This window comes from Plantibacter cousiniae (nom. nud.) (genome assembly GCF_977070315.1).
In genome coordinates this window covers 437,351-462,334 of sequence record NZ_CDRVEU010000001.1, presented here as the reverse complement: position 1 = coordinate 462,334, position 24,984 = coordinate 437,351, and the positions used below count along the sequence as shown (strand labels likewise).

General features: G+C 59.6%; 24 protein-coding genes. 4 read left to right on the top strand and 20 right to left on the bottom strand.

The window, feature by feature from the left end:
- Positions 1–225: 225 nt before the first annotated feature.
- From guaA to ACW55A_RS02130, 3 genes are all read right to left on the bottom strand, one after another.
- Positions 226–1,803, bottom strand: coding sequence for a glutamine-hydrolyzing GMP synthase (gene guaA, locus ACW55A_RS02140; protein WP_003433442.1), 1,578 nt, complete (start codon positions 1,801–1,803; stop codon positions 226–228).
- 105 nt (positions 1,804–1,908) lie between these two features.
- The gene (guaB, locus tag ACW55A_RS02135; protein WP_003433443.1) at positions 1,909–3,378 is read right to left on the bottom strand and encodes an IMP dehydrogenase; all 1,470 of its coding nucleotides are present in this window, start codon (positions 3,376–3,378) and stop codon (positions 1,909–1,911) included.
- Between the two features lie 94 nt (positions 3,379–3,472).
- Positions 3,473–4,021, bottom strand: a complete 549-nt coding sequence (locus ACW55A_RS02130) for a sugar ABC transporter ATPase (RefSeq protein ID WP_455807824.1) — start codon at positions 4,019–4,021, stop codon at positions 3,473–3,475.
- A gap of 131 nt (positions 4,022–4,152) precedes the next feature.
- On the opposite strand from ACW55A_RS02130, the gene xseA reads away from it, so the two are divergent.
- From xseA to ACW55A_RS02110, 4 genes are all read left to right on the top strand, one after another.
- Positions 4,153–5,532, top strand: a complete 1,380-nt coding sequence (gene xseA, locus ACW55A_RS02125; protein WP_498810455.1) for an exodeoxyribonuclease VII large subunit — start codon at positions 4,153–4,155, stop codon at positions 5,530–5,532.
- 7 nt (positions 5,533–5,539) lie between these two features.
- Positions 5,540–6,364: a peptidoglycan DD-metalloendopeptidase family protein gene (locus ACW55A_RS02120; RefSeq protein ID WP_498810453.1), complete on the top strand. Its 825-nt coding sequence runs from the start codon at positions 5,540–5,542 to the stop codon at positions 6,362–6,364.
- 373 nt (positions 6,365–6,737) lie between these two features.
- Positions 6,738–8,408 (top strand): 2-isopropylmalate synthase, encoded by a 1,671-nt coding sequence (leuA, locus tag ACW55A_RS02115; protein WP_003433446.1) that lies wholly within the window; start codon positions 6,738–6,740, stop codon positions 8,406–8,408.
- A gap of 356 nt (positions 8,409–8,764) precedes the next feature.
- Positions 8,765–9,634 carry an isocitrate lyase/PEP mutase family protein gene (locus ACW55A_RS02110; RefSeq protein WP_003365065.1) on the top strand — a complete coding sequence of 290 codons (870 nt, stop codon included), beginning with the start codon at positions 8,765–8,767 and terminating at the stop codon, positions 9,632–9,634.
- A 111-nt stretch (positions 9,635–9,745) separates the two neighbouring features.
- Here the strand turns inward: ACW55A_RS02110 and ACW55A_RS02105 are convergent, their stop codons facing one another.
- From ACW55A_RS02105 to iscA, 17 genes are all read right to left on the bottom strand, one after another.
- A complete protein-coding gene (locus ACW55A_RS02105; protein WP_054080731.1) occupies positions 9,746–10,192 on the bottom strand; it encodes a FlxA-like family protein in 447 nt (148 codons plus the stop codon).
- A gap of 59 nt (positions 10,193–10,251) precedes the next feature.
- Positions 10,252–11,043 carry an amidohydrolase gene (locus ACW55A_RS02100; RefSeq protein ID WP_024662103.1) on the bottom strand — a complete coding sequence of 264 codons (792 nt, stop codon included), beginning with the start codon at positions 11,041–11,043 and terminating at the stop codon, positions 10,252–10,254.
- Positions 11,031–12,179, bottom strand: a complete 1,149-nt coding sequence (locus tag ACW55A_RS02095) for a pyridoxal phosphate-dependent aminotransferase (RefSeq protein WP_003433449.1) — start codon at positions 12,177–12,179, stop codon at positions 11,031–11,033. Before ACW55A_RS02095 ends, ACW55A_RS02100 begins: the two co-directional genes overlap by 13 nt.
- A gap of 110 nt (positions 12,180–12,289) precedes the next feature.
- Entirely contained in the window at positions 12,290–13,762 is a 1,473-nt protein-coding gene (der, locus tag ACW55A_RS02090; protein WP_003365072.1) for a ribosome biogenesis GTPase Der, read from the bottom strand.
- Between the two features lie 138 nt (positions 13,763–13,900).
- The gene (bamB, locus tag ACW55A_RS02085; protein ID WP_003365073.1) at positions 13,901–15,046 is read right to left on the bottom strand and encodes an outer membrane protein assembly factor BamB; all 1,146 of its coding nucleotides are present in this window, start codon (positions 15,044–15,046) and stop codon (positions 13,901–13,903) included.
- 1 nt (position 15,047) lies between these two features.
- On the bottom strand, positions 15,048–15,689 hold the full coding sequence (locus tag ACW55A_RS02080) for a YfgM family protein (RefSeq protein WP_002552488.1): 642 nt from the start codon (positions 15,687–15,689) through the stop codon (positions 15,048–15,050).
- 39 nt (positions 15,690–15,728) lie between these two features.
- Complete coding sequence (gene hisS, locus ACW55A_RS02075; protein WP_003365074.1) at positions 15,729–17,018, bottom strand: histidine--tRNA ligase; 1,290 nt, start codon at positions 17,016–17,018, stop codon at positions 15,729–15,731.
- A gap of 22 nt (positions 17,019–17,040) precedes the next feature.
- Positions 17,041–18,150 (bottom strand): flavodoxin-dependent (E)-4-hydroxy-3-methylbut-2-enyl-diphosphate synthase, encoded by a 1,110-nt coding sequence (gene ispG / locus ACW55A_RS02070; protein ID WP_003365075.1) that lies wholly within the window; start codon positions 18,148–18,150, stop codon positions 17,041–17,043.
- A gap of 3 nt (positions 18,151–18,153) precedes the next feature.
- Positions 18,154–19,164: a RodZ domain-containing protein gene (locus tag ACW55A_RS02065; RefSeq protein WP_054080729.1), complete on the bottom strand. Its 1,011-nt coding sequence runs from the start codon at positions 19,162–19,164 to the stop codon at positions 18,154–18,156.
- Positions 19,164–19,922, bottom strand: coding sequence for a type IV pilus biogenesis/stability protein PilW (gene pilW, locus ACW55A_RS02060; RefSeq protein ID WP_003409116.1), 759 nt, complete (start codon positions 19,920–19,922; stop codon positions 19,164–19,166). Before pilW ends, ACW55A_RS02065 begins: the two co-directional genes overlap by 1 nt.
- 26 nt (positions 19,923–19,948) lie before the next feature.
- Positions 19,949–21,097: a dual-specificity RNA methyltransferase RlmN gene (gene rlmN, locus ACW55A_RS02055; RefSeq protein WP_003433455.1), complete on the bottom strand. Its 1,149-nt coding sequence runs from the start codon at positions 21,095–21,097 to the stop codon at positions 19,949–19,951.
- Between the two features lie 33 nt (positions 21,098–21,130).
- Positions 21,131–21,556 (bottom strand): nucleoside-diphosphate kinase, encoded by a 426-nt coding sequence (ndk, locus tag ACW55A_RS02050; protein ID WP_002552482.1) that lies wholly within the window; start codon positions 21,554–21,556, stop codon positions 21,131–21,133.
- A gap of 96 nt (positions 21,557–21,652) precedes the next feature.
- Positions 21,653–21,853: a Fe-S cluster assembly protein IscX gene (iscX, locus tag ACW55A_RS02045; protein ID WP_002552481.1), complete on the bottom strand. Its 201-nt coding sequence runs from the start codon at positions 21,851–21,853 to the stop codon at positions 21,653–21,655.
- A 14-nt stretch (positions 21,854–21,867) separates the two neighbouring features.
- On the bottom strand, positions 21,868–22,209 hold the full coding sequence (gene fdx, locus ACW55A_RS02040; protein WP_003433456.1) for an ISC system 2Fe-2S type ferredoxin: 342 nt from the start codon (positions 22,207–22,209) through the stop codon (positions 21,868–21,870).
- 3 nt (positions 22,210–22,212) lie between these two features.
- Positions 22,213–24,075, bottom strand: coding sequence for a Fe-S protein assembly chaperone HscA (gene hscA, locus ACW55A_RS02035; RefSeq protein ID WP_455807828.1), 1,863 nt, complete (start codon positions 24,073–24,075; stop codon positions 22,213–22,215).
- A 44-nt stretch (positions 24,076–24,119) separates the two neighbouring features.
- The gene (gene hscB, locus ACW55A_RS02030) at positions 24,120–24,641 is read right to left on the bottom strand and encodes a co-chaperone HscB (RefSeq protein ID WP_002552478.1); all 522 of its coding nucleotides are present in this window, start codon (positions 24,639–24,641) and stop codon (positions 24,120–24,122) included.
- 11 nt (positions 24,642–24,652) lie between these two features.
- Entirely contained in the window at positions 24,653–24,976 is a 324-nt protein-coding gene (gene iscA, locus ACW55A_RS02025; RefSeq protein WP_003365093.1) for an iron-sulfur cluster assembly protein IscA, read from the bottom strand.
- Between the last annotated feature and the right edge of the window lie 8 nt (positions 24,977–24,984).

The window sequence follows — 24,984 nt, the reverse complement described above, 5'->3', positions numbered from 1 at the left end:
CCCGCACAGCAGTTGTCACTGACTAAGAACTGCCGCCAGCCGCAACAGCAACATCCTCTAAGCAGATAGCACTCTCGATACCATATGGGAATCATAACCGAACATGGTATCGATGTACTTTTCTGATGAAACCCTGCCTGCGCACCATGGACAAAGCCATTGGTGACCCAGAATCTTCGTAGCCATTCTATTTTTATTTAAAAATCAAACAGCTACGAACATCAGTTACTCCCACTCAATCGTAGCCGGCGGCTTGCTCGACACATCGTAAGTCACCCGCGAAATCCCTTCGATCTCGTTGATGATCCGACCGCTCACCGTCTCCAGCAGCTCATAAGGCAGGTGTGCCCAACGAGCTGTCATGAAGTCGATGGTTTCGACAGCGCGCAGGGCGACGACCCAGGCGTAGCGGCGGCCGTCGCCGACGACGCCGACTGATTTGACCGGCTGGAACACTACGAACGCCTGGCTGACCTTGTGGTACCAGTCGGCCTTGCGCAGTTCTTCGATGAAGATGTGGTCGGCACGACGCAGGAGGTCGGCGTATTCCTTCTTCACTTCGCCGAGGATGCGCACGCCCAGGCCTGGGCCGGGGAATGGGTGGCGGTAGACCATGTCGTAGGGCAGGCCGAGTTCGAGGCCCAGGCGGCGGACTTCGTCCTTGAACAGTTCGCGCAGTGGCTCGACCAGCTTGAGGTTCATTTCTTCCGGCAGGCCGCCTACGTTGTGGTGCGACTTGATGACGTGGGCCTTGCCGCTTTTCGCGCCAGCCGACTCGATGACGTCCGGGTAGATGGTGCCTTGCGCCAGGTACTTGATGTTGTCCAGCTTGCAGGACTCGGCATCGAACACGTCGATGAAGGTGCGGCCGATGATCTTGCGCTTCTTCTCTGGATCGCTCTCGCCTGCCAGGTTGTTCAGGAACTGTTCTTCGGCGTTGGCGCGGATCACCTTGACGCCCATGTTCTCGGCGAACATGGCCATCACCTGCTCGCCTTCATGCAGACGCAGCAGGCCGTTGTCGACGAATACGCAGGTCAGTTGATCGCCGATGGCCTTGTGCAACAGCGCCGCGACCACGGAGGAGTCAACGCCGCCAGACAGGCCCAGCAACACGTTGTCAGTACCGACCTGAGCGCGAACCTGAGCGATAGCGTCTTCAGCAATCTTCGAAGGGGTCCACAGTGCTTCACAGCCGCAGATGTCGAGGATGAAGCGCGACAGGATGCGACCGCCCTGCTTGGTGTGGGTCACTTCCGGGTGGAACTGCACGCCGTAGTAACCGCGCGCGTCGTCAGCCATACCGGCAATCGGGCAGCTCGGGGTGCTGGCCAGAATGTGGAAGTCTTCCGGCAGTTTGGTGACCTTGTCACCGTGACTCATCCATACGTCGAGGCCAAACAGGCCGTCGGCGTCGATATGGTCTTCGATACCATCGAGCAGACGGCTTTTGCCGACTACGTCAACGCGAGCGTAGCCGAACTCGCGCAGCTCGGAACCGGCAACCTTGCCGCCCAACTGCTCGGCCATGGTCTGCATGCCGTAGCAGATACCGAAAACCGGCACACCCAGGTCAAATACCGCTTGCGGGCAGCGCGGGCTGTCGGCTTCGTGTACGGACTCGGGGCCGCCGGCGAGGATCACGCCTTTTGGAGCGAATTCGCGGATCGCTTCGTCGTCCATGTCAAACGGATGCAGCTCGCAATACACGCCGATTTCGCGCACGCGGCGGGCGATCAGCTGGGTGTACTGGGAACCGAAGTCGAGGATCAGGATACGGTGGGCGTGAATGTCGAGGGCCATGACTCATTCTCGTCAAAAAACAGAAACGACACGGGGCTGCGTCAACAGCCCCGGCTATGAAACTTGCTGGCCTGCATCGCGGCAAACACCCCGATGCAGTCCGGATCAACCGACGCGATAGTTCGGCGCTTCCTTGGTGATCTGCACGTCATGGACGTGGGACTCAGCCATACCGGCACCGGTGATGCGAACGAACTCGGGCTTGGTGCGCATCTGCTCGATGTCGGCACTGCCGGTGTAACCCATGGAGGAACGCAGGCCGCCCATCAACTGATGGATGATGGCCGACAACGGACCTTTATAGGCCACACGGCCTTCGATACCTTCAGGCACCAGTTTCTCGGCACCTGCGGACGAATCCTGGAAGTAGCGATCGGACGAGCCTTGCGCCTGGGACATCGCACCCAGCGAACCCATGCCGCGATAGGCTTTGTAGGAACGACCCTGGAACAGTTCGATCTCGCCTGGCGCTTCTTCAGTACCGGCGAACATCGAGCCCATCATCACGCAGGAGGCGCCAGCCACGATGGCCTTGGACAGGTCACCGGAGAAGCGGATACCGCCGTCGGCGATCATCGGCACGCCAGTGCCTTCAAGGGCAGCGGAGACGTTGGCGATGGCGCTGATCTGCGGCACGCCGACACCGGCAACGATACGCGTGGTGCAGATGGAGCCCGGGCCGATACCGACCTTGACTGCATCGGCGCCTGCGGCAACCAGTGCCCTGGCCGCTTCGCCGGTGGCGATGTTGCCGCCGATGACTTGCACCTGAGGGAAGTTTTCCTTGACCCAGCGAACGCGGTCGATCACACCTTTGGAATGGCCGTGAGCGGTATCGACGACCACGACGTCAACGCCAGCCGCGACCAGTGCGGTGACGCGCTCGCCGGTGTCCTTGCCGGTACCGACTGCAGCGCCGACGCGCAGGCGAGCCTGATCGTCCTTGCTGGCCAGCGGGTAAGCCTTGGCTTTTTCGATGTCCTTGACGGTCATCATGCCCTTGAGCGCGAAGTTGCCGTCGACGATCAGGACTTTTTCCAGACGGTGCTTGTGCAGCAGTTCGCGCACTTCGTTCTTGTCGGCGCCTTCACGCACGGTGACCAGACGCTCTTTGGGCGTCATCACTTCGCGAACGGGGACATCAAGACGGTTTTCGAAGCGTACGTCGCGGGACGTCACGATGCCGACCAGATCGCCATTGTGCAGAACCGGTACGCCGGAAATGTTGTGCATGCGGGTGAGTTCGAACAGATCGCGGACAGTGGCGTCGGCTTCGATCGTGATCGGGTCTTTAACGACGCCGGCCTCGAACTTCTTGACCTTGCGCACTTCGGCAGCTTGCTGCTCGATGGTCATGTTCTTGTGGATGATACCGATACCGCCTTCCTGGGCCATGGCAATTGCCAGACGGGCCTCGGTGACTGTATCCATTGCAGCAGAGACCAAAGGTATATTCAGCTCGATGCCACGGGTCAAACGGGTTTTCAGACTGACTTCGTTGGGAAGTACCTCAGAATAACCGGGCACAAGGAGAATGTCGTCGAATGTAAGGGCTTCTTGACTGATACGCAGCATCGCGGGGGCTCCCGGGCGGGAAATTGGAAGCGCGCCATTATACCCACAGACCCCGCCCGGCTCAATGTAAACCTCAGCCTATTATCAAAGCTGTTTATAGACGCACATTAACGCAGGAGACAGGGCGATCCAGACGTTCGGCGAAGTCATCCAGAAAGGTCTGCGTGAACGACGCATCCAGCCAGTTATTGAAGATGAAACCGAGGTTGGAAAACCCGCAGGCGTCGAGAAAAAGAAAGCCGTTGATGTCATCTTCGTGGCGGCATTCGGGGCAGGTGAAATTATCGGTATGACCGGGCATCCAGTCTTCCAGGCTGTCGAACAGCTCCTCCCCCACTTCGCGGCGACACTCAGGGCAGCCGGCCTCTTCGGCAAAGTCGTTCAGCGGGGTATAGATGCAGCGCTTGGTGACGATTTCCAGGCCATTGACGACCTGCCCGAACGGCAACGCATCGGGGTTCTTCACCACCCGCTTCGCTCCGGGTGCCACTGCGTAGGCCATCTTGTTATAGGTGCGTCCACACGTGGTCAGCTCCGGCTCGACCACATCGAGCTTGACCAGCCAGCGCAGGATCAGCCGCGCCCTGGCCTCGTGCCCGGGAAAGGTGGAAATTTGCGGGACGATGATGCTTTGGGTGTTCATAACGGAGCGTCGCTTCAAGCTGTTCGAGGCCGCAGCTTAATAGGCTGGCCATTCAGGTCAAGAAGCAATCCTGCCTTTACCGACGAGACAGACCTGTGCGCCAGACCGGCATTGCCATTATGATGCCGGACATGATCAAAGACCCTTTCGCAAGACTCGGCCTCGACCGGGAAGTCCTTACTGTCAGCCAGCTCAACGGCCGTGCCCGTGTGCTGCTGGAAGACGTGTTCAGCAGTATCTGGGTCGAGGGGGAGATCTCCAACCTCTCGCGCCCGGCGTCGGGCCATGTGTACTTCACGCTGAAGGACTCTGGCGCGCAGGTGCGCTGTGCCTTGTTCCGGCAGAGCGCGGCGCGTGTGCGTCAGGCGCTCAAGGACGGCTTGCAGGTCAAGGTGCGCGGCAAGGTCTCGCTGTTTGAAGGCCGCGGCGACTATCAGTTGATTCTCGACACGGTGGAGCCTGCCGGTGATGGTGCGTTGCGCCTGGCATTCGATGCGTTGAAAGCCAAGCTCAGCGACGAAGGCCTGTTCAGCGCCGAGCGCAAGGTCGCACTGCCGCTGCACCCGCAACGTATCGGGATTATCAGCTCTCCGACCGGTGCGGTGATCCGCGACATCATCAGCGTGTTCCGCCGTCGCGCGCCGCGGGTCGAGCTGACCTTGATTCCCACAGCCGTTCAGGGTCGCGAGGCGATCAACCAGATTGTCCGCGCGCTGAAGCTGGCCGACAGCAGGGGCTTCGATGCGTTGATCCTGGCCCGTGGCGGCGGCTCGCTGGAGGACCTGTGGTGCTTCAACGAAGAAGCTGTCGCCCGCGCCATCGACGCGTGCGTGACGCCGATTGTCAGCGCTGTCGGGCATGAAACCGATGTGTCCATCAGCGACTTTGTCGCCGACGTGCGCGCACCGACGCCCTCCGCTGCCGCCGAACTGCTCGCCCCGGATTCCAGCGACCTGCATCGACGCGTCGACAACCTGCACCGGCGACTGGTCAGCCGCATGCAGGACCGCCTGATGCGCGAGCGGCTGCGTCTGGAGGGTATTTCCCGGCGTCTGCGCCACCCTGGCGAGCGCTTGCGTCAGCAGTCGCAACGGCTGGATGATCTGGACATGCGCCTGCTCCGCGCCTTCGAACAGAACATGCATCAACGCCAAGTGCGCCTGGCGCACATGCAGAGCCGCCTTGCTGCCCAGCACCCGGGTCGGACCCTGGCCTTTTTGCGCCAGCGTCTGGATGCCCTGGCCGAGCGTCTGCCGCGAGCCATTCGTGAACAGATCAAGGCGCGCAAGCTGCAACTGCAAAGTCAGGTGCAGACCCTCAACGTGGTCAGCCCGCTCGCCACACTGGGACGCGGTTACAGCATCCTGCTCGACGAGCGCGGCCATGCGATCCGCAGCGCGGCACAGACGCAAACGGGCCAACGGCTTACCGCCAGGCTCGGCGAAGGCGAACTGCAAGTGCGCGTTGAAGACAATCACCTCACACCCGTGACCCTCTCCCTTCTGGACTGACTGCCTGATGCTACGTTTTATCGCCCCGCTGTTCGCCCTGCTGCTCTGTCTTCCCGCTCACGCTGACAGCTTTATTACCCGCGCACTCGACAAACCGGTGCCAGGCGGCGTGGCGGTTGTCGATCTGGGCACTGGCGCTCAGGCTCCGACCGCCACCTATCAAGGCAAACCGGTGCTGGTGGTCAAGGAACAGGGCACGCGCTGGCTGGCCATCGTGGGCATTCCGTTGACCGTCAAACCCGGCACTCAGCAAGTCACGTCCGGCGGGCGCACGCTCAACTTCACCGTTGGCAGCAAGAAATACCCGGAGCAGCACATCACGCTCAAGAACAAACGTCAGGTCAATCCCAACCCTGAAGACAACAAACGCATCGAGGGCGAATTGGCCGAGCAACTGCGCGCTTACCGCAGTTTCAGCCCAGGCACGCCAAGCAACCTGATTCTGGACAAGCCGGTCAACGGCCCGCTGTCGAGCAAATTCGGCGTGCGTCGCTTCTTCAACGGCGAAGAGCGCAACCCGCATTCGGGACTCGACTTCGCGGTTCCGGCCGGCACACCGATCAAGTCCCCGGCAGCGGGCAAGGTCATCCTGATCGGCAATTATTTCTTCAATGGCAACACCGTATTCGTCGATCACGGGCAAGGCTTCATCAGCATGTTTTGCCATATGTCGAAGATCGACGTGAAGGTCGGCGACCTCGTCCCGCGTGGCGGAGTGGTCGGCAAGGTCGGCGCCACCGGTCGCGCAACCGGGCCGCACATGCACTGGAACGTCAGCCTCAACGATGCGCGCGTGGACCCGGCGATCTTCATCGGCGCTTTTCAGCCATAAGCCTGTTGGTGAGCGAGCGTTACGGCGCTCGCTCACGCAACCCCTCACTTGCGCACATCGCTTTCGACCAACAATAACCTGGATATAACGCTTTAAATACCGCTATAAAAACTCGCCAAAGACGTATTTTCGAGAATTTATTCCAATCTTTTTCAAGTGCTTGCCATCATCCATGCCAATGGTTACGGTTGGCCTCATGAAAACCTCTCAAACCCTTATTCTGTTGCGCCAACACCGGTGCCTCAGCCTGGTCAGCGCCCGACTGCCTGGCTAGCATGCTGTGCCTCGTCCCTGTGTTCGCAATTCCCTGTGCTATCTATCCAGAACGGCAGGCCGCCCAACCCCGGCCCCGTGAATACAAAAGGATTTCCTGATGACCATGCTCAAAGACCCTTCGAAGAAGTACCGTGCGTTCCCGACCATTGATCTGCCTGACCGCACCTGGCCTTCGAAGACCATCGATGCAGCGCCGATCTGGTGCAGCTCCGACCTGCGCGACGGCAACCAGTCGCTGATCGAACCCATGGACGCGGCCAAGAAACTGCGCTTCTGGAAAACCCTGGTCAGCGTTGGCGTCAAGGAAATCGAGGCATCCTTTCCATCGGCTTCGCAGACTGACTTCGACTTCGTGCGTACCCTGATCGAAGACGGACATATCCCGGATGACACCACCATCCAGGTACTGACCCAGGCTCGCGAAGACCTGATCGCCCGCACCTTCGAATCGCTGCGCGGCGCGAAAAAGGCCATTGTTCATCTGTATAACGCGACCAGCCCGTCATTCCGCCGCATCGTCTTCAATCAGGACAAGGCCGGGGTGAAAGAGATCGCGGTCAACGCGGCCAAGCTGTTCGTCAAATATGCAGCACAACAGCCTGAAACCCAGTGGACCTTCGAGTACTCGCCGGAAACCTTCAGTGCGACCGAGCTGGAATTCGCCAAGGAAGTCTGCGATGCGGTGATCGAGGTGTGGAACCCGACGCCCGAGAACAAGGTGATCCTCAACCTCCCGGCCACCGTGGAAGTGGCGACACCCAACATTTACGCTGACCAGATCGAATGGTTCGGCCGCAACATTACCCGCCGCGACAGCGTGCTGATCAGCCTGCATACCCACAACGACCGTGGTACGGGCGTTGCCGCTACCGAGCTGGGCCTGATGGCCGGCGCAGACCGCGTCGAGGGCTGCCTGTTCGGTAACGGCGAGCGGACCGGCAACGTCGATCTGGTCACCGTGGCCCTGAACCTTTACACCCAAGGCATCAACCCGGAGCTGGATTTCTCGGATATCGACGGTGTGCGCAAGGTCGTCGAAGAATGCAACCAGATTCCTGTGCACCCACGTCACCCGTATGTTGGCGACCTGGTTCACACCGCGTTCTCCGGTTCGCACCAGGATGCGATTCGCAAGGGTTTCACCCAGCAGAAGGAAGGCGAGTTGTGGGAAGTGCCTTACCTGCCGATTGACCCGGCCGACATCGGTCGCAGCTACGAGGCGGTGATTCGCGTCAACAGCCAGTCGGGCAAAGGTGGCATCACTTACCTGCTGGAACAGGAATATGGCATCTCCCTGCCACGCCGCATGCAGATCGAGTTCAGCCAGGTGGTTCAGGGTGAAACCGATCGTCTGGGTCTGGAGATGACGGCCGAGCAGATTCACTCGCTGTTGCGTCGTGAGTACCTGCAAGCCAACGTTCCCTATGCGCTGATCAGCCATAAGTTGCAGGAGGAGAACGGCAACAGCTCGGTGGATGCCGAGGTGCACGTCGACGGCGAAACCCAGCACTGGCGCGGCAAGGGCAAGGGCGCCCTGGAAGCACTGGTTGCCGGTCTGCCGGTGGCCGTGGAAATCATGGATTACAACGAGCATGCGATCGGCTCGGGTACCACCGCCAAGGCGGCTGCCTACATTGAGCTGCGCGTGAATGGCGAACGCGCCGTCCATGGCGTGGGCATCGATGAAAACATCACCACGGCAAGCTTCCGCGCCCTGTTCAGTGCCCTGAATCGTTCACTCAGCCAGACCCAGGCCAAAGCTGCCTGATTCAATAGCCGGATGACGGACGCAGGTCCGTCATCCGCATCGCCCTCTTCCCTCCCCGCCTCACACTGCACCAGCCTCTTGCATTCCGCGCATGACCCTGCCTGTTTCGGCATAATCTTTTTCATTTATGCTGTGGTAGCATGCTGCCCTTACTCCAGAGCGCGCCCAATCCAACAGCAATTCATATGCTGACGATGCCTGCTCGGACTTACCTGCCAGCTGCACCTTTCCTATAAAACCAAGACGACTATTGCATTGATTTCCGGACGAAAAGAATGCTCGGGCAGACCCACCGTGCATTGAAATTACCATCGGCCTCGGTACGCTGAGCTGATCCAATCACATTTGGAGCGATTATGCCCAAGGCTTCCCATCAAGATTTGCGCCGTAGCTTCCGTGCGCTCACCTCGTCGAACGCTTGCTTTCACACAGCCTCGGTATTCGACCCCATGTCAGCGCGAATCGCAGCGGATCTGGGCTTTGAAGTAGGCATCCTCGGCGGCTCCGTGGCGTCGCTGCAAGTCCTGGCAGCCCCTGACTTCGCCCTGATCACCCTGAGCGAATTCGTTGAACAGGCCACGCGCATCGGCCGTGTCGCACAGCTCCCGGTCATCGCGGACGCAGACCATGGTTATGGCAATGCCCTTAACGTCATGCGCACCGTTGTCGAACTGGAACGTGCCGGTATTTCTGCACTGACGATCGAAGATACCCTGCTACCGGCACAGTTCGGACGCAAATCCACTGATCTGATCTCCACTGCCGAAGGTGTTGGCAAGATCCGCGCAGCGCTGGAGGCTCGCGTCGATCCGGAGATGTCGATTTTCGCTCGTACCAACGCAGCGATCATTCCGGTTCAGGAAGCCATCAGCCGGGTTCAGCAGTATCAGGCTGCCGGGGCTGACGGCATTACCATCGTCGGCATTCGGGACTTCGATCACCTGGCGCAGATATCCGAAGGCGTGACCGTACCGCTGATGCTGGTGACGTACGGCAACCCGGAACTGCACGACAACGCGCGCCTTGCCGAGATGGGTGTGAGGATTTGCGTGCATGGCCACGCAGCATACTTCGCGGCGATCAAGGCCACCTATGACTGCCTGCGCGAGCAGCGTCAGATACTGGGCAACGAATCGAACATGAGTGCGACTGAACTGACCCACACCTACACGCAGCCTGAAGACTACGTAGAGTGGGCACGCAAGTTCATGAACGTGAACGAGTGACAGGCAACGCTGGACGCTGCGCCGCCTGATCAGGGGCGCAAGCAGCTGAATGCCCACGCAACACTGTGCGCGGGCATGATGAGCGTCACTTCGGACGCAAAGCAGGCGATATCACGCGGTGGTGTTTACACCGCCACCGGTTTCCAGCTGCAGCAACGAGGCCTGCAACGTCTGCAGGTTGGCGCTGATGGTCGCGATCTGGCCCTGAATCGCCATGGATTTCTGCGCCTTCTCTTCCGCTGACCCTTTACCGCTTTGAGCAGCAGCCAGCTGCGCCTTCTGCTCGGCGAGTTGCTTCTGAGCGTCCTTGATCTGCTGCTTTATCTGCTCGATCGTCTGATTGAGAGACGATTCGCTGGAGCCACCCACGCTGCCGCCGCCACCCGCTGCACCGGCCTTGCCACCTTCAGTAGACGCCTGATCAGAGCTTTTCTCCGTTTCGGTAGTCGTGGTGGCGGCAGCAGTCGCGGTCTTGGCCGTTTCAGCATCAGTAGGCTTGACCGTTAGAGTAAACGAGCTTGAGTAACTGTTCAGCGTGGAGGTATTGATAGTAGTCATGACGGTCTCCTGGAAGACTGGAACAGCTATCGGCCGACTGGAAACATTCTGAAGTACTTTTATTGAATATTGAAAGAGTCCGCGTCCAGCCCAGCCGGAAACCGCGTACGGTAGGCTTGCAGGTCTGCCGCGCTGAGCGTCGCCCTGAACACTCCATCCGCTTCGCCCGCGCTCAACAGGCTCTCGCCCTGAAAATCCAGGACCTGACTGTCACCGGTGTACGCAAAGCCCTTGCCGTCCGACCCGACGCGATTGACCGCCGCCACGTAGCACAGGTTTTCAATGGCTCTGGCGGGCAGCAGGCGGTTCCAGTGCAGACGCCGTGCGCCCGGCCAGTTGGCGGTGTACAGCAACAGATCGGTGTCCTGGGCGTCACGGCTCCAGACCGGAAAGCGCAGGTCATAGCAGATCAGCGGGCGTACACGCCAGCCGTTGAGCTCAAACATCACCTGGCGATCACCCGGCGTGTAGTGCTCGTGTTCACCGGCCATGCGAAACAGATGACGCTTGTCGTAATGCAGCAGTTCACCGTCTGGCCGCGCCCACAACAGGCGATTGCGATGACTGCCATCGGCAGCGCGCATCATGACGCTGCCGGTCACCACGGCGTTGATACGCCTGGCCTGCGCCAATAGCCATAGCGATGTAGGCCCGGCTTCCGGCTCTGACAGGGCCTCGGACTCCATCGAGAACCCGGTGGTGAACATCTCTGGCAGGATCACCAGGTCCGCGCCGCGCGCCTGATCCAGCAATGGCTCGAAATGCTCGAGATTGGCCTCGCGATCATGCCACGCCAGCGTGGTCTGGATCAGTGCGAGGTTGAGGTTGGGCAGCCCGCTTATATCGCGCATAGTTTCTCCGCCGCCAGACGCAGCGTCTCTTCCTGTTTGGCGAAGCACAGGCGGATCAGGCGCTGCCCTTCTGGCGGGCTCTGGTAGAACACCGAAATCGGAATGCTCGCCACGCCATGCTCACGGGTCATCCACAAGGCCATGTCGACGTCATTGAGGTCGGGCCTGATCTGCGAGTAATCCACCAACTGGAAATAAGTCCCGCCCACCGGCCGGAAGCTGAAACGCGACTCGGCCAGATGACTGCAGAAAAAGTCGCGCTTGGCCTGATAGAAGCCTGGCAGTTCATCGACATGCTCAGGGTGTTCGGCCATGAAGTCGGCCAATGCGTATTGCAACGGCGTGACACCACAGAAGCTCACATACTGATGCACCTTGCGCAGTTCGGACGTCAGCGCAGGCGGCGCGACCACGTAACCGGTTTTCCAGCCTGTGACGTGATAGGTCTTGCCGAACGAGCTGACGACGAAGGCGCGCTGATACAGCGCTTCGTGGTCGAGCACACTGACGTGGCGTGCGCCGTCAAACACCAGGTGTTCATAGACTTCATCGCTGAGCAGGTAAATGTCGCGATCGGCGATCAGCGCGGCCAGTCGATCGAGCTCTGCACGACTGATCAGGGCGCCGCTGGGGTTGTGCGGGCTGTTGATGACAATCATGCGGGTACGCGGGCTCAGCGCATCGCTGAGCTTTTGCCAGTCGATGGAGAAGTCATCCAGCCCCAGTTGCACATGAACGCAGCGCCCACCGGCCAGTTCGACGGCAGGCTCGTAGCTGTCATAACAAGGGTCGAAAATGATCACTTCATCGCCAGCACGAATAACGCTATGGATCGCGCAGAAAATCGCTTGGGTGGCACCCGGTGTAATAGTGATTTCAGTGTCCGCATTGACCGTACGCCCATAGCTGCGGGCGATCTTTGCCGCAACTTGCTGACGAAGCGCAGGCAGCCCGGTCATCGGTGAGTATTGGTTATGGCCTTGAGTAACGTGTCGGCAGACCGCATCACGCAGCGCCTGCGGCCCGTCAAAATCAGGAAACCCCTGGGACAGGTTGATAGCTCCGGTTTCGGCGGCCAGCTGTGACATGACGGTGAAGATAGTGGTGCCCACGTTGGGCAACTTGCTGTCGATCATGGAACCCTTTCCCTGCAATCTCCCGGCACCGGGCGGCACGGGGTCAGGCAGGATAGCCCATTAAACGGACACAAAAAAAGGCGCCGAAGCGCCTTTTTCCAGATGCTGACTCAGCGCTTGTCGCGGCGCTTCTTGTCGGCCTTCTTGTGGTGCGACATCATCCGACGCTTCTTGTTGACCTGACGGTCGGTAAGCGTGTTCTTGTTGCCTTCATACGGGTTCTCGCCGCCCTTGAACTCGATACGGATCGGCGTACCGACCAGTTTGAGCACACGCCGGTAAGTGTTTTCCAGGTAACGAACGTAGGACTTGGGTACTTTCTCGACCTGGTTACCGTGGATCACGATCAGCGGCGGGTTGGCACCACCCAAGTGAGCGTAGCGCAGCTTGATGCGGCGGCTGCCGACCATCGGTGGCGCATGCTCGCTGACCGCATCTTCGAGAATCTGGGTCAGGCGGCTGGTTGGCCAGCGGGTTACCGCAGACTTGAACGAGTTCTGTACCGACTGATACAGGTTACCCACGCCCGTGCCGTGCAGTGCGGAGATGAAGTGGATGTCGGCGAAGTCGACGAAGAACAACCGGCGCTCCAGCTCGATCTTCACGAAATCGCGTTCGCCCGGCGTCATGCCGTCCCACTTGTTCAGCGCGATGACCAGCGCACGACCCGCTTCAAGGGCGAAGCCCAGCAGGTTCAGGTCGTGGTCGACCACACCTTCGCGGGCGTCCATCACAAAGATCACCACGTTGGCGTCCTTGATGGCCTGCAGCGTCTTGACCACCGAGAACTTTTCAACTTCCTCGTGGATCTTGCCGCGCTTGCGCACACCCGCGGTGTCGATCAGCGTGTACTTCTCTTCGTTACGCTCGAAGGGAATGTAGATACTGTCGCGCGTGGTGCCTGGCTCGTCATAGACGATAACCCGGTCTTCACCCAGCATACGGTTGACCAGCGTCGACTTGCCGACGTTGGGACGACCGATGATGGCGATCTTGATGCCGTCTTTCTCGCTAGGGCCGGGAATGCGCTTGGCTTCCTGACCTTCGGCGACTTCCTCGACCTCAACGCCCTCTTCAGGCTCGTCTTCGTCCCTGGGGAATTCGCGCAGAGCGATTTCGAGCATCTGCGAGATACCACGACCGTGGGCACCGGCCACCGGAATGGCGTCGCCCAGGCCCATCGGGCTGAACTCGGCGCGTGCCAGGTTCTCGTCGATGTTGTCGATCTTGTTGGCAACCACGTAGGAACGCTTGTTGCGCTTGCGCAGGTGCTCACCAATCATCTGATCAGCAGCGGTGTAGCCCGCACGGGCGTCTACCAGAAACAGCACCACATCGGCTTCTTCAATGGCCAGCAGCGACTGCTCGGCCATCTTTTCGTCCATGCCATGCTCGTCACCGGAGATACCGCCGGTGTCGATCAGAATATAGGAGCGCCCTTGCCACTTCGCCTCTCCGTATTGGCGATCACGGGTAAGACCGGACAGATCGCCGACAATGGCGTCGCGAGTCCTGGTCAGGCGGTTGAACATGGTGGACTTGCCGACGTTCGGTCGACCCACCAGGGCGATTACGGGAACCATGCGGCTCTCCACTTCGTTATTTCAGAAAATACAAAAGCCGCTGCAGGGCAGCGGCCGGAGTTCGGGGCGATGCCACAAAGGCACCGCAGCCTTGCCGAAGCAAGGGCACCCAGGGCCATTGGCCCCGGGCATGGACACTTATTGCTTGATGGTCAGGGCTTCCAGTTTGCCGCTGTTGCCATACACGTAAATCATGTCCCCAACCACCAGCGGACGCGCACGCAGGCCGTCGCTGTCGATACGTTCGCGACCGACAAAACGACCGTCCACCTGGCTCAACAGGTGCAGGTAGCCTTCCATGTCACCGACCGCTACGTAGCTGGAATACACTTCCGGCGCGCCGAGCTGGCGGCGAGCCAGTGATTCGTTGCTCCACAGTGCAGAGGACGAACGCTCGTCGATACCTTCGACAGTACCGGAGGCCAGAGTGGCATAGACGCTGCCAAAGCCCTGGGCGACACCCGAGTAGCTCGAAGCATCACGCTGCCAGAGCACACGACCGCTTTCCAGATCGAGACCGGCGACGCGACCCTGATAGGTAGCAACGTACAGCGTACCGCCGGACAGCAGCAGGCCGCCGTCGATATCGACGACACGATCCAGTTCCGAGCGACCTTGCGGGATGGCAACACGCTGCTCCCAGATCGGCACGCCGTTGGTGATATCCAAAGCGACGACCTTGCCGGTCGACAGACCTGCCACGGCAAGACGGTTCGTCGCCAGCGGAGCACCGGTACCGCGCAGGGTCAGCACCGCCGGGGTACTTTCGTAGATCCAGAGCTGCGAACCGGTAGAGGCGTCGAAACCGACGATGCGGTCATCCTGAGTCTGGACAACGACCACGGAACCGTTGGTGGCAGGCGGAGCCAGCACTTCGCTGGTGACGCGAGCGCGCCACTTTTCTTCACCGGACGTGGCGTCCATGGCAATCACTTCACCCTTGAGGGTGCCGATCATCACCAGTCCGTAGCCCACGCCGACTGCACCGGAAACGGGCAGGTCGAGATCCTTCTTCCAGATCACGTCGCCAGTCAGACGGTCCAGCGACACGACTTCGCCCGTGACGTCAGCCGCATAGATGCGGTCGCCATCAATGGCCGGCACGAGCATGTTGTAAGTCTTGCCCTGACCGTCGCCAATGGAACGGCTCCACTGCTTGTGCAGAACCACTTCTTCTTTGAAGTCGGTCAGCTCGGCCGGAGGCAATTCCTTTTTGCTGTTGCTGCTGCAACCCGCGGCCAGAATGGCCAGAGCCAGCAATGCTGCATGTTTCCAACGAATCACGTCACGCATCCCCTTTCGCCAGATCGTCGAGCTTCATTTGCAGGCCACCCACTGCTGCGTCTTCGGACAGAGCAGATTTGGCCTTTTGGTATGCAGCATACGCCTCGTCGGTACGACCCAGCTGTACCAGCAGGTCACCCTTGAGTTCTTCACGACTGGCGAGGAAAGCCTTGTCGGCATCGCCGTCGAGCAGCTTCAGCGCGTCATCGGTCTTGTTCTGCGCAGCCAGCACGCGTGCCAGACGTTGACGGGCAATCTCGCCCAGCGTGTCATTGGCAGGTTTGTCGGCCACGGTTTTCAGCTCGGCTGCAGCATCGTCCAGCTTGCCAGCATCGACCGCCACCTTGGCGACGAACAGGCTACCGAACTGTGCGTAGGTAGTGCCACCGAATTCGCTTTTCAGTTTGCCGGAGATCTCGGCGACACGTGCGGTGTCTGCCTGACCACTGGGCGTCAGTGCGGTTTCCAGCAATTGCTGATAAAGCATCGAGGCGCCTTGCGACTGGCTGGCCTGATACCTGTGCCAGAACTGCCAACCCAGAACCACGACCAACGCAAGCAGACCGCCGGTCAACAGAGGTTTGCCGTTGCGCTGCCACCAGTCCTTCATTACCGCCAGCTCTTCATCTTCGGTACCCGACACCCCAATACTCCTATTCGCTAAACGGCTGTTAAATCAGCTTCAACCCTGCACGACGCAGGAGGCCAGGTGCTCTGACAGAGCATCCCAGGCAATATTTTGTTGTTCACCCTGGCCACGCAGGGGCTTGACGCCAATGACCTTCGCCGCCAGTTCTTCTTCGCCGAGGATCAGTGCGAACAGCGCACCGCTCTTGTCGGCCTTCTTGAACTGGCTTTTGAAGCTGCCGGCACCGGCGTTGACCTGCAACCGCAGGGTCGGCAGCTGATCACGGACCTTTTCGGTCAATGCCAGTGCCGCCAGCTCGGCCGCTTCGCCGAATGCGCACAGGTAGACATCGACCTGACGGGCAATCTCTTCCGGCACCTGTTCAAGGGTTTCGAGCAGCAGAACCAGACGCTCGATACCCATCGCGAAACCGACGCCTGCAGTAGGTTTGCCACCCATCTGCTCGACCAGACCGTCGTAACGACCGCCCGCACAGACCGTACCCTGGGCACCGAGTTGATCGGTGACCCACTCGAAAACGGTCTTGCTGTAGTAGTCCAGGCCACGCACCAGCTTGGGATTGATCACATAAGGAATACCGGCGGCGTCCAGACGGGCCTTCAGGCCTTCGAAGTGAACGCGGGATTCGTCATCCAGGTAGTCCGCCAGTTTCGGCGCATCGACCAACACAGCCTGGGTTTCAGGGTGCTTGGTGTCCAGCACGCGCAGCGGGTTGGTTTTCAGGCGGCGCTGGCTGTCTTCGTCCAGTTGGTCGAGACGGGCCGAGAGGTATTCGACCAGCGCGTCGCGATAACGCGCACGCGCCTCGCTGGTGCCCAGGCTATTCAGCTCAAGCTTCACGGCGTTGCGGATGCCCAGCAGGCCCCACAGGCGCCAGGTCATGACAATCAGTTCGGCATCGATATCCGGACCGTCCAGGTTGAAAACCTCGACACCGATCTGATGAAACTGACGATAACGGCCTTTCTGTGGACGCTCGTGACGGAACATCGGACCGATGTACCACAGTTTTTGAACCTGGCCGCCGCCAGTGATGCCGTGTTCGAGGACCGCACGCACGCATGCGGCAGTGCCTTCAGGGCGCAGGGTCAGAGAGTCACCGTTACGATCGGCGAAGGTGTACATCTCTTTCTCGACGATATCGGTCACTTCACCGATGGAGCGCTTGAACAGCTCGGTGAATTCGACGATAGGCATACGAATCTGGCGGTAACCGTAGTTATCCAGCAGACGGGCAACAGTGCCTTCGAAGTGACGCCACAGCGGCGTCTGCTCGGGCAGGATGTCGTTCATGCCACGAATGGCTTGTAGAGACTTACTCACAGAAAATCCTTAGCAATCCGGGTTAGCCGCGCACGATGACCGAGGCGTCGGCTTCGGCTTTTTCAGCCGCTTTCTCGCGAATCAAGCGTTCCAGCTCATTCACGAGATTGTCATTGGTCAGTTTCTGCGCGGGTTTGCCGTCGATGTAGATCAGGTTCGGCGTACCACCGGTCAGGCCGATATGCGCCTCTTTGGCTTCGCCCGGACCATTGACCACACAACCGATGACCGCAACATCGAGCGGAACCAGCAAATCCTCGAGGCGACCTTCCAGCTCGTTCATGGTCTTGACCACATCGAAGTTCTGCCGTGAGCAACTCGGGCAGGCGATGAAGTTGATTCCACGCGAACGAAGACGCAACGATTTGAGAATGTCGTACCCGACCTTCACTTCCTCGACCGGGTCAGCCGCCAGCGAGATGCGGATAGTATCGCCAATTCCTTCGGCGAGCAGCATACCGAGACCGACAGCCGATTTCACCGTACCTGAACGCAAGCCACCGGCTTCGGTGATGCCCAGGTGCAGCGGCTGAACAATCTCCTTGGCCAGCAGGCGATAGGCAGCGACGGCCATAAACACATCGGAAGCCTTGACGCTGACCTTGAAGTCCGGAAAGTTCAGGCGTTCCAGGTGCTCGACATGGCGCAGCGCAGATTCTACCAAGGCCTCTGGCGTAGGCTCGCCGTACTTCTTCTGCAGGTCTTTTTCCAGCGAACCGGCGTTGACGCCGATACGGATCGGGATGCCTCGATCACGCGCAGCATCGACCACGGCCCGCACACGGTCTTCACGACCGATATTGCCCGGGTTGATACGCAGACAGTCGACGCCCAGCTCCGCCACACGCAGGGCGATGCGGTAATCGAAGTGGATGTCGGCGACCAGCGGCACCTTGACCAGCTGCTTGATGCGGCCGAATGCTTCGGCAGCGTCCATGTCGGGCACCGAAACACGCACGATGTCGACACCCGCCGCTTCCAGACGATTGATCTGTGCCACGGTAGCGGCCACATCGTTGGTATCACTGTTGGTCATGCTTTGCACCGCGATCGGCGCATCACCGCCGACTGGTACGGAACCGACCCATATTTTCCGGGATTCGCGACGCTTGATTGGAGATTCGCCGTGCATGACTTATTGCCCTAGCTTCAGGCGAGCAGTTTCGCCGCTGGTAAAAGGTGCTACATCCACAGGCTGACCGTTGTAGCTGACCTGCGCACCGCGCGCGTAGCCCAGACGCAGGGTCAACGGCGGCTTGCCGCTGACATCCAGACTGTCGCCCTTGCGCTTGAGGCCGCTGACCAGCACCTTGCCGTTTCCGTCAGTGACCTGGGTCCAGCAATCGGCAACGAACTGTACGGTCACCTGACCGGCACCCGCCACGGCAGGCACTGGCTGCTCGGCAGGTGCAGTCGGCATCGACGGCACGGTCGGCGCAGCAACGGGGGCTTGCGGCGTGCTCGCCGGTGGCGTGGCAGCAGCAGGCGTCTGTGTTTGTGGTTGTGCGGTTGCATGACCTGTAACGCTGGAAGCCGGGGCCGCTGGCGCAGCAGCTGGCGCCTCACTGGCAGGCGCACCGGTATTCAACGGCAAGGAAGTTTGTCCGGAGGCAGGCGTTTCAGCCACAGCAGGCTCTTCCGGCTCGTCGAGCGGGTGAATCTGCGTGGTGCCGTCGGCACTTTCGACTTCGACGTGCTCCATGTTCAGCCCGGACTGATCCCTGCCGCGCAAGGTCGCCTGATCCTGCCACCAGAAGAAACCACCGCCGACCAGGATCACCAGCAACAGCAGGCTGACGATACGCAGAATGTTGTGCGACAGCCTGACCGGCTCTTCGATACGGCCCAGCGCGTGGACCGAACTGCCCTTACCGTCAGTGCCGGTGAACTGGTCGAACTGTTCGACCAGCGCCGCCTGATCAAGGTCAAGCAGTTTGGCGTAGGCACGCACGTAGCCCCGGGCAAACGTATGCCCAGGCAGCTTTTCAAACTGGCCGTTCTCCAGATTGGTCAGGGAGGTCACGGTGAGATTGAGTCTCAAGGCCACATCTGGCAGCGACCAGCTCCTGCTCTCGCGGGCCTGGCGCAGGGTTTCTCCAGGATTCACGCGATTGGTTGCTACAACTTCGGGATGCGCCGCTTTCATCATTGCTCCGACAGGTATTGCTGATATTCCGGCGTACCGGGATAGAGTCTTTTCAACAGCAGGCCAAAGCTGGCTGCCTTGTTACGATCATCATATATCTTCGCCAGCCGTGTACCGAGCAATAGACTACGTGCATTTTGCTCGCTGAGTTGGCTAAAACGGTCGTAATAGTCACGCGCCGGCACATATTGCTTGTCTTCGTAGGACAGCTGAGCCATTTCCAGCAAGGATAATGGCAACTGACGGTCCAGGCGCAATGCCTTGGTAAAATGCTCGCGAGCCTGCTCGCGGTTGCCCAGTTTCAGCGAGGTCATGCCCAGGCTTTCAAAAACCCGTGACCGCTCAGGATACAGGTTGTCGGCAGCCGCCTGTTCAAAACGCTCGTAGGCTTCCTTGTAACGTTTTTGCTCGAACAGAAAACTGCCGTAATTGTTGACGATACGTGTTTCGTTATTGCTGGCGGCCAACGCCTTGCGAAAGTACTGCTCTGCCAGCTCCGGCTCCATCTCTGTCTGGAACACCAGGGCCAGCGCGGCGTTGGCCTGCGCATCCGAGCTGTCGAGTTCAAGCGCCTTTTTCAGCGGAACCTTGGCGCGCTCGGTCTGCCCCTGCTGGAAATAACCCAGGCCAAGCTGCACGTAAGCCTTGCGCGCTTCCTCGCGCCCCTGGGCCGTCGTCAGCGGATTGACGTTACCGGTGGACACGCACGCTGTCAGCAGGACGACAACACAGAGCAGCAGCGAGGCACGCACAGGCATGGAGTCTCTCTCGGTCAGGTTCGCAGTCAGGTTCGAGTCACCGCGACAGGGGCCGCATCGGCCTCGGCGCTCAACTCACGCACTGCAATGTAGCGTTCGCTACGGCGTGTGCGGTCCATCACCTGCCCGACCAACTGGCCGCATGCAGCATCGATATCTTCACCGCGTGTGGTGCGCACAGTGACGTTATAACCGGCCTGATGCAACAGGTCCTGAAAACGACGGATTGCGTTGTTGCTGGGACGCTCGTAACCGGAGTGCGGAAACGGGTTGAACGGAATCAGGTTGATCTTGCAAGGTGTGTCCTTGAGCAGTTCGATCATCTCGACCGCGTGCTCTACCTTGTCGTTGATGTCCTTGAGCATGGTGTACTCGATGGTGAGCACACGCTTTTCGCCCAGATTGGACATATAGCGACGGCAGGACTCGAGAAGCATTTTCAACGGGTATTTCTTGTTGAGCGGCACCAACTGGTTGCGCAGCGCATCATTCGGTGCGTGCAGCGACAAGGCCAGGGACACGTCGATGTGCTTGGAAAGCTCATCGATCATCGGCACCACACCGGAGGTGGACAAGGTCACCCGGCGCTTGGAAATGCCATACCCCAGGTCATCCATCATCAGATGCATGGCGGCAATGACATTGTCGAAGTTCAGCAGCGGCTCACCCATGCCCATCATCACCACGTTGGTGATGGCACGGTCGACGGTCGCCGGGACGCTGCCGAAGGATTTGTTGGCAATCCACACCTGACCGATGACTTCGGCGGCGGTGAGGTTGCTGTTGAAGCCTTGCTTGCCCGTGGAACAGAAGCTGCAATCCAGGGCACAGCCCGCCTGGGACGAAACACACAAGGTGCCACGCTTGCCCTGCGGAATGTAGACGGTCTCGACACAGCTGCCGGACTCTACGCGCACCACCCATTTACGGGTGCCGTCGCTGGAGATGTCCTCGCTGACCACTTCGGGACCGCGAACTTCGGCACAGGCCTTGAGCTTTTCGCGCAGGGCCTTGCTGACGTTCGTCATCGCGTCGAAATCGTCGACGCCGAAGTGGTGAATCCACTTCATGACCTGACCGGCACGGAAGCGCTTCTCCCCGATAGAGTCGAAGAATTTCTCCATTTCCTGTTGAGTCAGCCCCAGCAGGTTGGTTTTACCAGTCGATGCAATCATGAATTCACCCTTCACTCGTCAGTCAAAAATGACTTAGCGAGCGGTTACTTCGGTAGCTGCGAAGAAGTACGAGATTTCGCGAGCGGCGGCTGCTTCGGAATCGGAGCCGTGAACAGCGTTGGCGTCGATGGAATCAGCGAAATCAGCACGGATGGTGCCGGCAGCAGCTTCTTTAGGGTTGGTAGCGCCCATCAGCTCGCGGTTCAGAGCGATAGCGTTTTCGCCTTCCAGAACCTGAACGACAACCGGACCGGAGATCATGAAAGCAACCAGGTCGCCGAAGAAACCGCGAGCGCTGTGCTCAGCGTAGAAACCTTCAGCTTCGGCCTTGGACAGTTGCTTCAGCTTGGAAGCGACAACGCGCAGACCGGCTTTTTCGAAACGAGTGGTGATCTCGCCGATTACGTTCTTGGCAACGGCGTCAGGCTTGATGATGGAGAAAGTACGTTGAACAGCCATGGTGAAACTCCAGAAGCAGTGATTGAAGCGAAAAATTAAACCCGCGAATTATACGCGGGTTCTGGTGTATTGCCTAACTGCGTACGTTACTGAACGTCAATCGGCCTCTTCGATCCATAACCCCTGGATCGCCTCGAGAACCTTTTCCCCACTACGGTCAGGGTGGTCATCGAACTCAGGCAAGGCCATGACCAGATTACGCAGCCTGGGGAAACTCACAGTCAGCGGATCGACATCCGGGTGGCTTTCAGCCAGCTGGATGGCGATTTCCTGCACATCAACCCATTTGAGACTCATGAGCAATCCTTGAATCAGTGTGGCGCTTCAGCGGCGTGGTTGAGCGAATACTTGGGTATTTCGACCGTGAGGTCTTCGTTGCCGACAATGGCCTGACAGGATAGACGCGATTGCGCTTCCAGCCCCCACGCCTTGTCGAGCATGTCTTCTTCCAGCTCATCGGCTTCATTCAGCGAACCGAAACCTTCGCGAATGATGCAATGGCAGGTGGTGCACGCACACACGCCACCACAGGCGCTTTCAATCTCGATGTGGTGCTCGTGGGCAATGTCGAGAATAGACGTGCCGGGCTCCACTTCTACAACCAGCCCGTCCGGGCAATGCTCGGCGTGGGGCAGAAAAATCACCTGCGGCATCAGTTATTCCTCAATCTCATTCAAGTTGCGCCCGGCCAGTGCGGCTTTTACCGTCGAATCGAGGCGTCGGGCAGCAAATGCATCGGTTACCTGCGACAGACGCTTGGTCTGCTGCTCGATGGCATAACCATCGGTGCCTTGCATCAGTTCACGGAGTTCGTCCATCTGCAGATTGATGACCAGGCGCTCTTCCTCGTCGAGAAGACGCTCGCCATCGGCATCCAGGGCACCCTGAACAGCTTCGAGCAGACGCTCGGCATCAACCTGATGCTCACGCAGCACACGAGCGACCTTGTCGTCGCCGGCATACTCGAAGGAGTCCTTGAGCATGCGGGTGACTTCGTCATCGGTCAGCCCGTAGGAAGGCTTGACCTGAATGCTCGACTCGATACCCGAGCCCATTTCACGCGCCGAAACGCTGAGCAGACCGTCAGCATCGACCTGGAAGGTGACACGAATCTTTGCCGCACCCGCGACCATCGGCGGGATGCCACGCAGCTCGAAGCGCGCCAGCGAACGACAGTCGCTGATCAATTCACGCTCACCCTGCAGTACATGAATCTTCATGGCCGCCTGGCCATCCTTGTACGTGGTGAATTCCTGACCACGCGCCACAGGGATGGTGGTGTTGCGCGGAATGACCTTCTCCATCAGACCGCCCATGGTTTCCAGCCCCAGCGAGAGCGGAATGACATCGAGGAGCAGCAGTTCGCCACCGTCACGCTTGTTGCCGGCCAGAGTATCGGCCTGGATCGCAGCCCCGATGGCCACCACCTGATCCGGGTCAATCTCGGTCAGCGGCTGACGACCGAACAGCTCGGCCACCGCTTCGCGTACGCGTGGAACTCGGGTCGAACCGCCGACCATGACCACCGCTTCGACTTCTTCAAGCTCGATACCGGTATCACGCACCGCACGACGACAGGCCTTGAGACTGCGCGCGACCATAGGCTCGATCAGCGCATTGAGCGCCTCGCGGGTCAGCGTGCCACGCCAGTCACCGTAGGCGACCTCGACAGACTCGGCGTCAGTCAGCGCTTCCTTGGCCGAGCAGGCAGCCTGCAGCAGGCTGCGTTGCGCGGAAGGGTCGATATCGGCAGACAGACCGGCATCAGTGACAATCCAGTTGGCTATCGCATGATCGAAGTCATCGCCACCCAGAGCGGTATCGCCGCCAGTGGCCAGTACTTCAAACACACCGCCGGTCAGGCGCAGGATCGAGATATCGAAGGTCCCGCCACCCAAGTCATAGATGGCAACCACGCCTTCGGCTTTCTGATCCAGGCCATAGGCGACAGCCGCCGCCGTGGGCTCATTGAGCAGGCGCAGTACGTTGAGACCCGCCAGTCTGGCAGCGTCCTTGGTCGCCTGACGCTGAGCGTCATCGAAGTAGGCAGGAACGGTGATCACCGCGCCTACCAGCTCGCCACCCAACGAGGCTTCTGCGCGCTGGCGCAGGACCTTGAGGATGTCGGCAGACACTTCGACCGGACTTTTCGGCCCCTGCACGGTGTCGATGAACGGCATGTGCGACTCACCGCCAACAAACCGGTACGGCAGCTGCTCGCCCAGTTGCTTGACGTCAGTCAGACCACGCCCCATGAGACGCTTGACCGACAGAACGGTATTGAACGGGTCCTGGGAGGCGGCGATCTTCGCTGACTGCCCTACTTCGACACGATCAGCGTGATAGCGCACGGCAGACGGCAGAATGACCTGCCCCTCTGCATCGGCCAGCGGTTCGGACAGGCCGCTGCGTACCGCAGCAACCAGAGAATTGGTGGTGCCCAGGTCGATACCCACAGCCAGACGACGCTGGTGCGGTTGAGGACTCAGGCCGGGTTCGGCGATCTGCAGTAAAGCCATGCTGTTCAGAATAATCACTGGCGCGCGGCCGAAGCCGCGCGGGGTTAATCGTCGAGGCGCTCTTCTAACTGGCGCACTTCGTGAGAGAGCTTGTCGAGAAACTGCATACGCCGCATCAGCTTTTCAGCGTGCTCGCGCTGTGCAGCATCATTCCAACAGGCCGCGAAGCTCTGGTTCAGTTCGTCCTGAGCGACCTTGAGCTGACGCTTGAAGGTCGCAACGCCGGCGAGATCAGCCTCTTCCTGCAAGTCCTCAAGGTCTTCGCGCAATTGCATCTGCTGCAGAAGAAACTCGGGATCATGCACCGTGACTTCGAGCGGCACTTCGTTGCCGTTCATTGCCAGCAGGTAGCGCGCCCTTTTCGGCGGGCTTTTCAGGGTCTGATAGGCCTCGTTGAGACTGGCCGAGCGCTCCAGCGCCACACGCTGCTCACGCTCAGGGGCATCCGCAAAGCGATCCGGATGCACGTTACGCGCAAGCTCACGGTAGCGCGTGGCCAGCTGGTCAAGATCAAGCTGAAACTCGGGCTTGAGGTCGAACAGGGCGAAGTGACAGGGAGTACCCACAATAAAAAGCCTCAGACGTTGAAGCTTTCGCCACAGCCGCACTCACCGCGCGAATTGGGATTGTTGAACTTGAAGCCTTCGTTCAACCCTTCACGCACGAAATCGAGCTCGGTGCCATCCAGATAGACCAGACTCTTCGGGTCAATGATCACCTTGACGCCGTGCATTTCAAACACGGTGTCTTCGCTGGCCGCCTCATCGACGAACTCGAGCACATAGGCAAGACCTGAACAGCCTGTGGTGCGAACACCCAGACGAACGCCGTCACCCTTGCCGCGCCCCTCGAGGGAACGTCGTACGTGGTTAGCGGCAGCTTCTGTCATGCTGATAGCCATCGGAACTC

What these genes read in the sequence shown, in the direction of transcription:
- rlmN (WP_003433455.1), bottom strand. Translation starts at nt 21,097, where the DNA reads ATGATTGCATCGACTGGTAAAACCAACCTGCTGGGGCTGACTCAACAG.
- der (WP_003365072.1), bottom strand. Translation starts at nt 13,762, where the DNA reads ATGGTTCCCGTAATCGCCCTGGTGGGTCGACCGAACGTCGGCAAGTCC.
- guaB (WP_003433443.1), bottom strand. Translation starts at nt 3,378, where the DNA reads ATGCTGCGTATCAGTCAAGAAGCCCTTACATTCGACGACATTCTCCTT.
- leuA (WP_003433446.1), top strand. Translation starts at nt 6,738, where the DNA reads ATGACCATGCTCAAAGACCCTTCGAAGAAGTACCGTGCGTTCCCGACC.
- ACW55A_RS02065 (WP_054080729.1), bottom strand. Translation starts at nt 19,164, where the DNA reads ATGAAAGCGGCGCATCCCGAAGTTGTAGCAACCAATCGCGTGAATCCT.
- ACW55A_RS02105 (WP_054080731.1), bottom strand. Translation starts at nt 10,192, where the DNA reads ATGACTACTATCAATACCTCCACGCTGAACAGTTACTCAAGCTCGTTT.
- ACW55A_RS02095 (WP_003433449.1), bottom strand. Translation starts at nt 12,179, where the DNA reads ATGATCGACAGCAAGTTGCCCAACGTGGGCACCACTATCTTCACCGTC.
- ACW55A_RS02120 (WP_498810453.1), top strand. Translation starts at nt 5,540, where the DNA reads ATGCTACGTTTTATCGCCCCGCTGTTCGCCCTGCTGCTCTGTCTTCCC.
- xseA (WP_498810455.1), top strand. Translation starts at nt 4,153, where the DNA reads ATGATCAAAGACCCTTTCGCAAGACTCGGCCTCGACCGGGAAGTCCTT.
- ndk (WP_002552482.1), bottom strand. Translation starts at nt 21,556, where the DNA reads ATGGCTGTTCAACGTACTTTCTCCATCATCAAGCCTGACGCCGTTGCC.
- guaA (WP_003433442.1), bottom strand. Translation starts at nt 1,803, where the DNA reads ATGGCCCTCGACATTCACGCCCACCGTATCCTGATCCTCGACTTCGGT.
- ACW55A_RS02130 (WP_455807824.1), bottom strand. Translation starts at nt 4,021, where the DNA reads ATGAACACCCAAAGCATCATCGTCCCGCAAATTTCCACCTTTCCCGGG.
- fdx (WP_003433456.1), bottom strand. Translation starts at nt 22,209, where the DNA reads ATGCCGCAGGTGATTTTTCTGCCCCACGCCGAGCATTGCCCGGACGGG.
- ACW55A_RS02110 (WP_003365065.1), top strand. Translation starts at nt 8,765, where the DNA reads ATGCCCAAGGCTTCCCATCAAGATTTGCGCCGTAGCTTCCGTGCGCTC.
- iscA (WP_003365093.1), bottom strand. Translation starts at nt 24,976, where the DNA reads ATGGCTATCAGCATGACAGAAGCTGCCGCTAACCACGTACGACGTTCC.
- ispG (WP_003365075.1), bottom strand. Translation starts at nt 18,150, where the DNA reads ATGCACGGCGAATCTCCAATCAAGCGTCGCGAATCCCGGAAAATATGG.
- pilW (WP_003409116.1), bottom strand. Translation starts at nt 19,922, where the DNA reads ATGCCTGTGCGTGCCTCGCTGCTGCTCTGTGTTGTCGTCCTGCTGACA.
- hscA (WP_455807828.1), bottom strand. Translation starts at nt 24,075, where the DNA reads ATGGCTTTACTGCAGATCGCCGAACCCGGCCTGAGTCCTCAACCGCAC.
- ACW55A_RS02100 (WP_024662103.1), bottom strand. Translation starts at nt 11,043, where the DNA reads ATGCGCGATATAAGCGGGCTGCCCAACCTCAACCTCGCACTGATCCAG.
- iscX (WP_002552481.1), bottom strand. Translation starts at nt 21,853, where the DNA reads ATGAGTCTCAAATGGGTTGATGTGCAGGAAATCGCCATCCAGCTGGCT.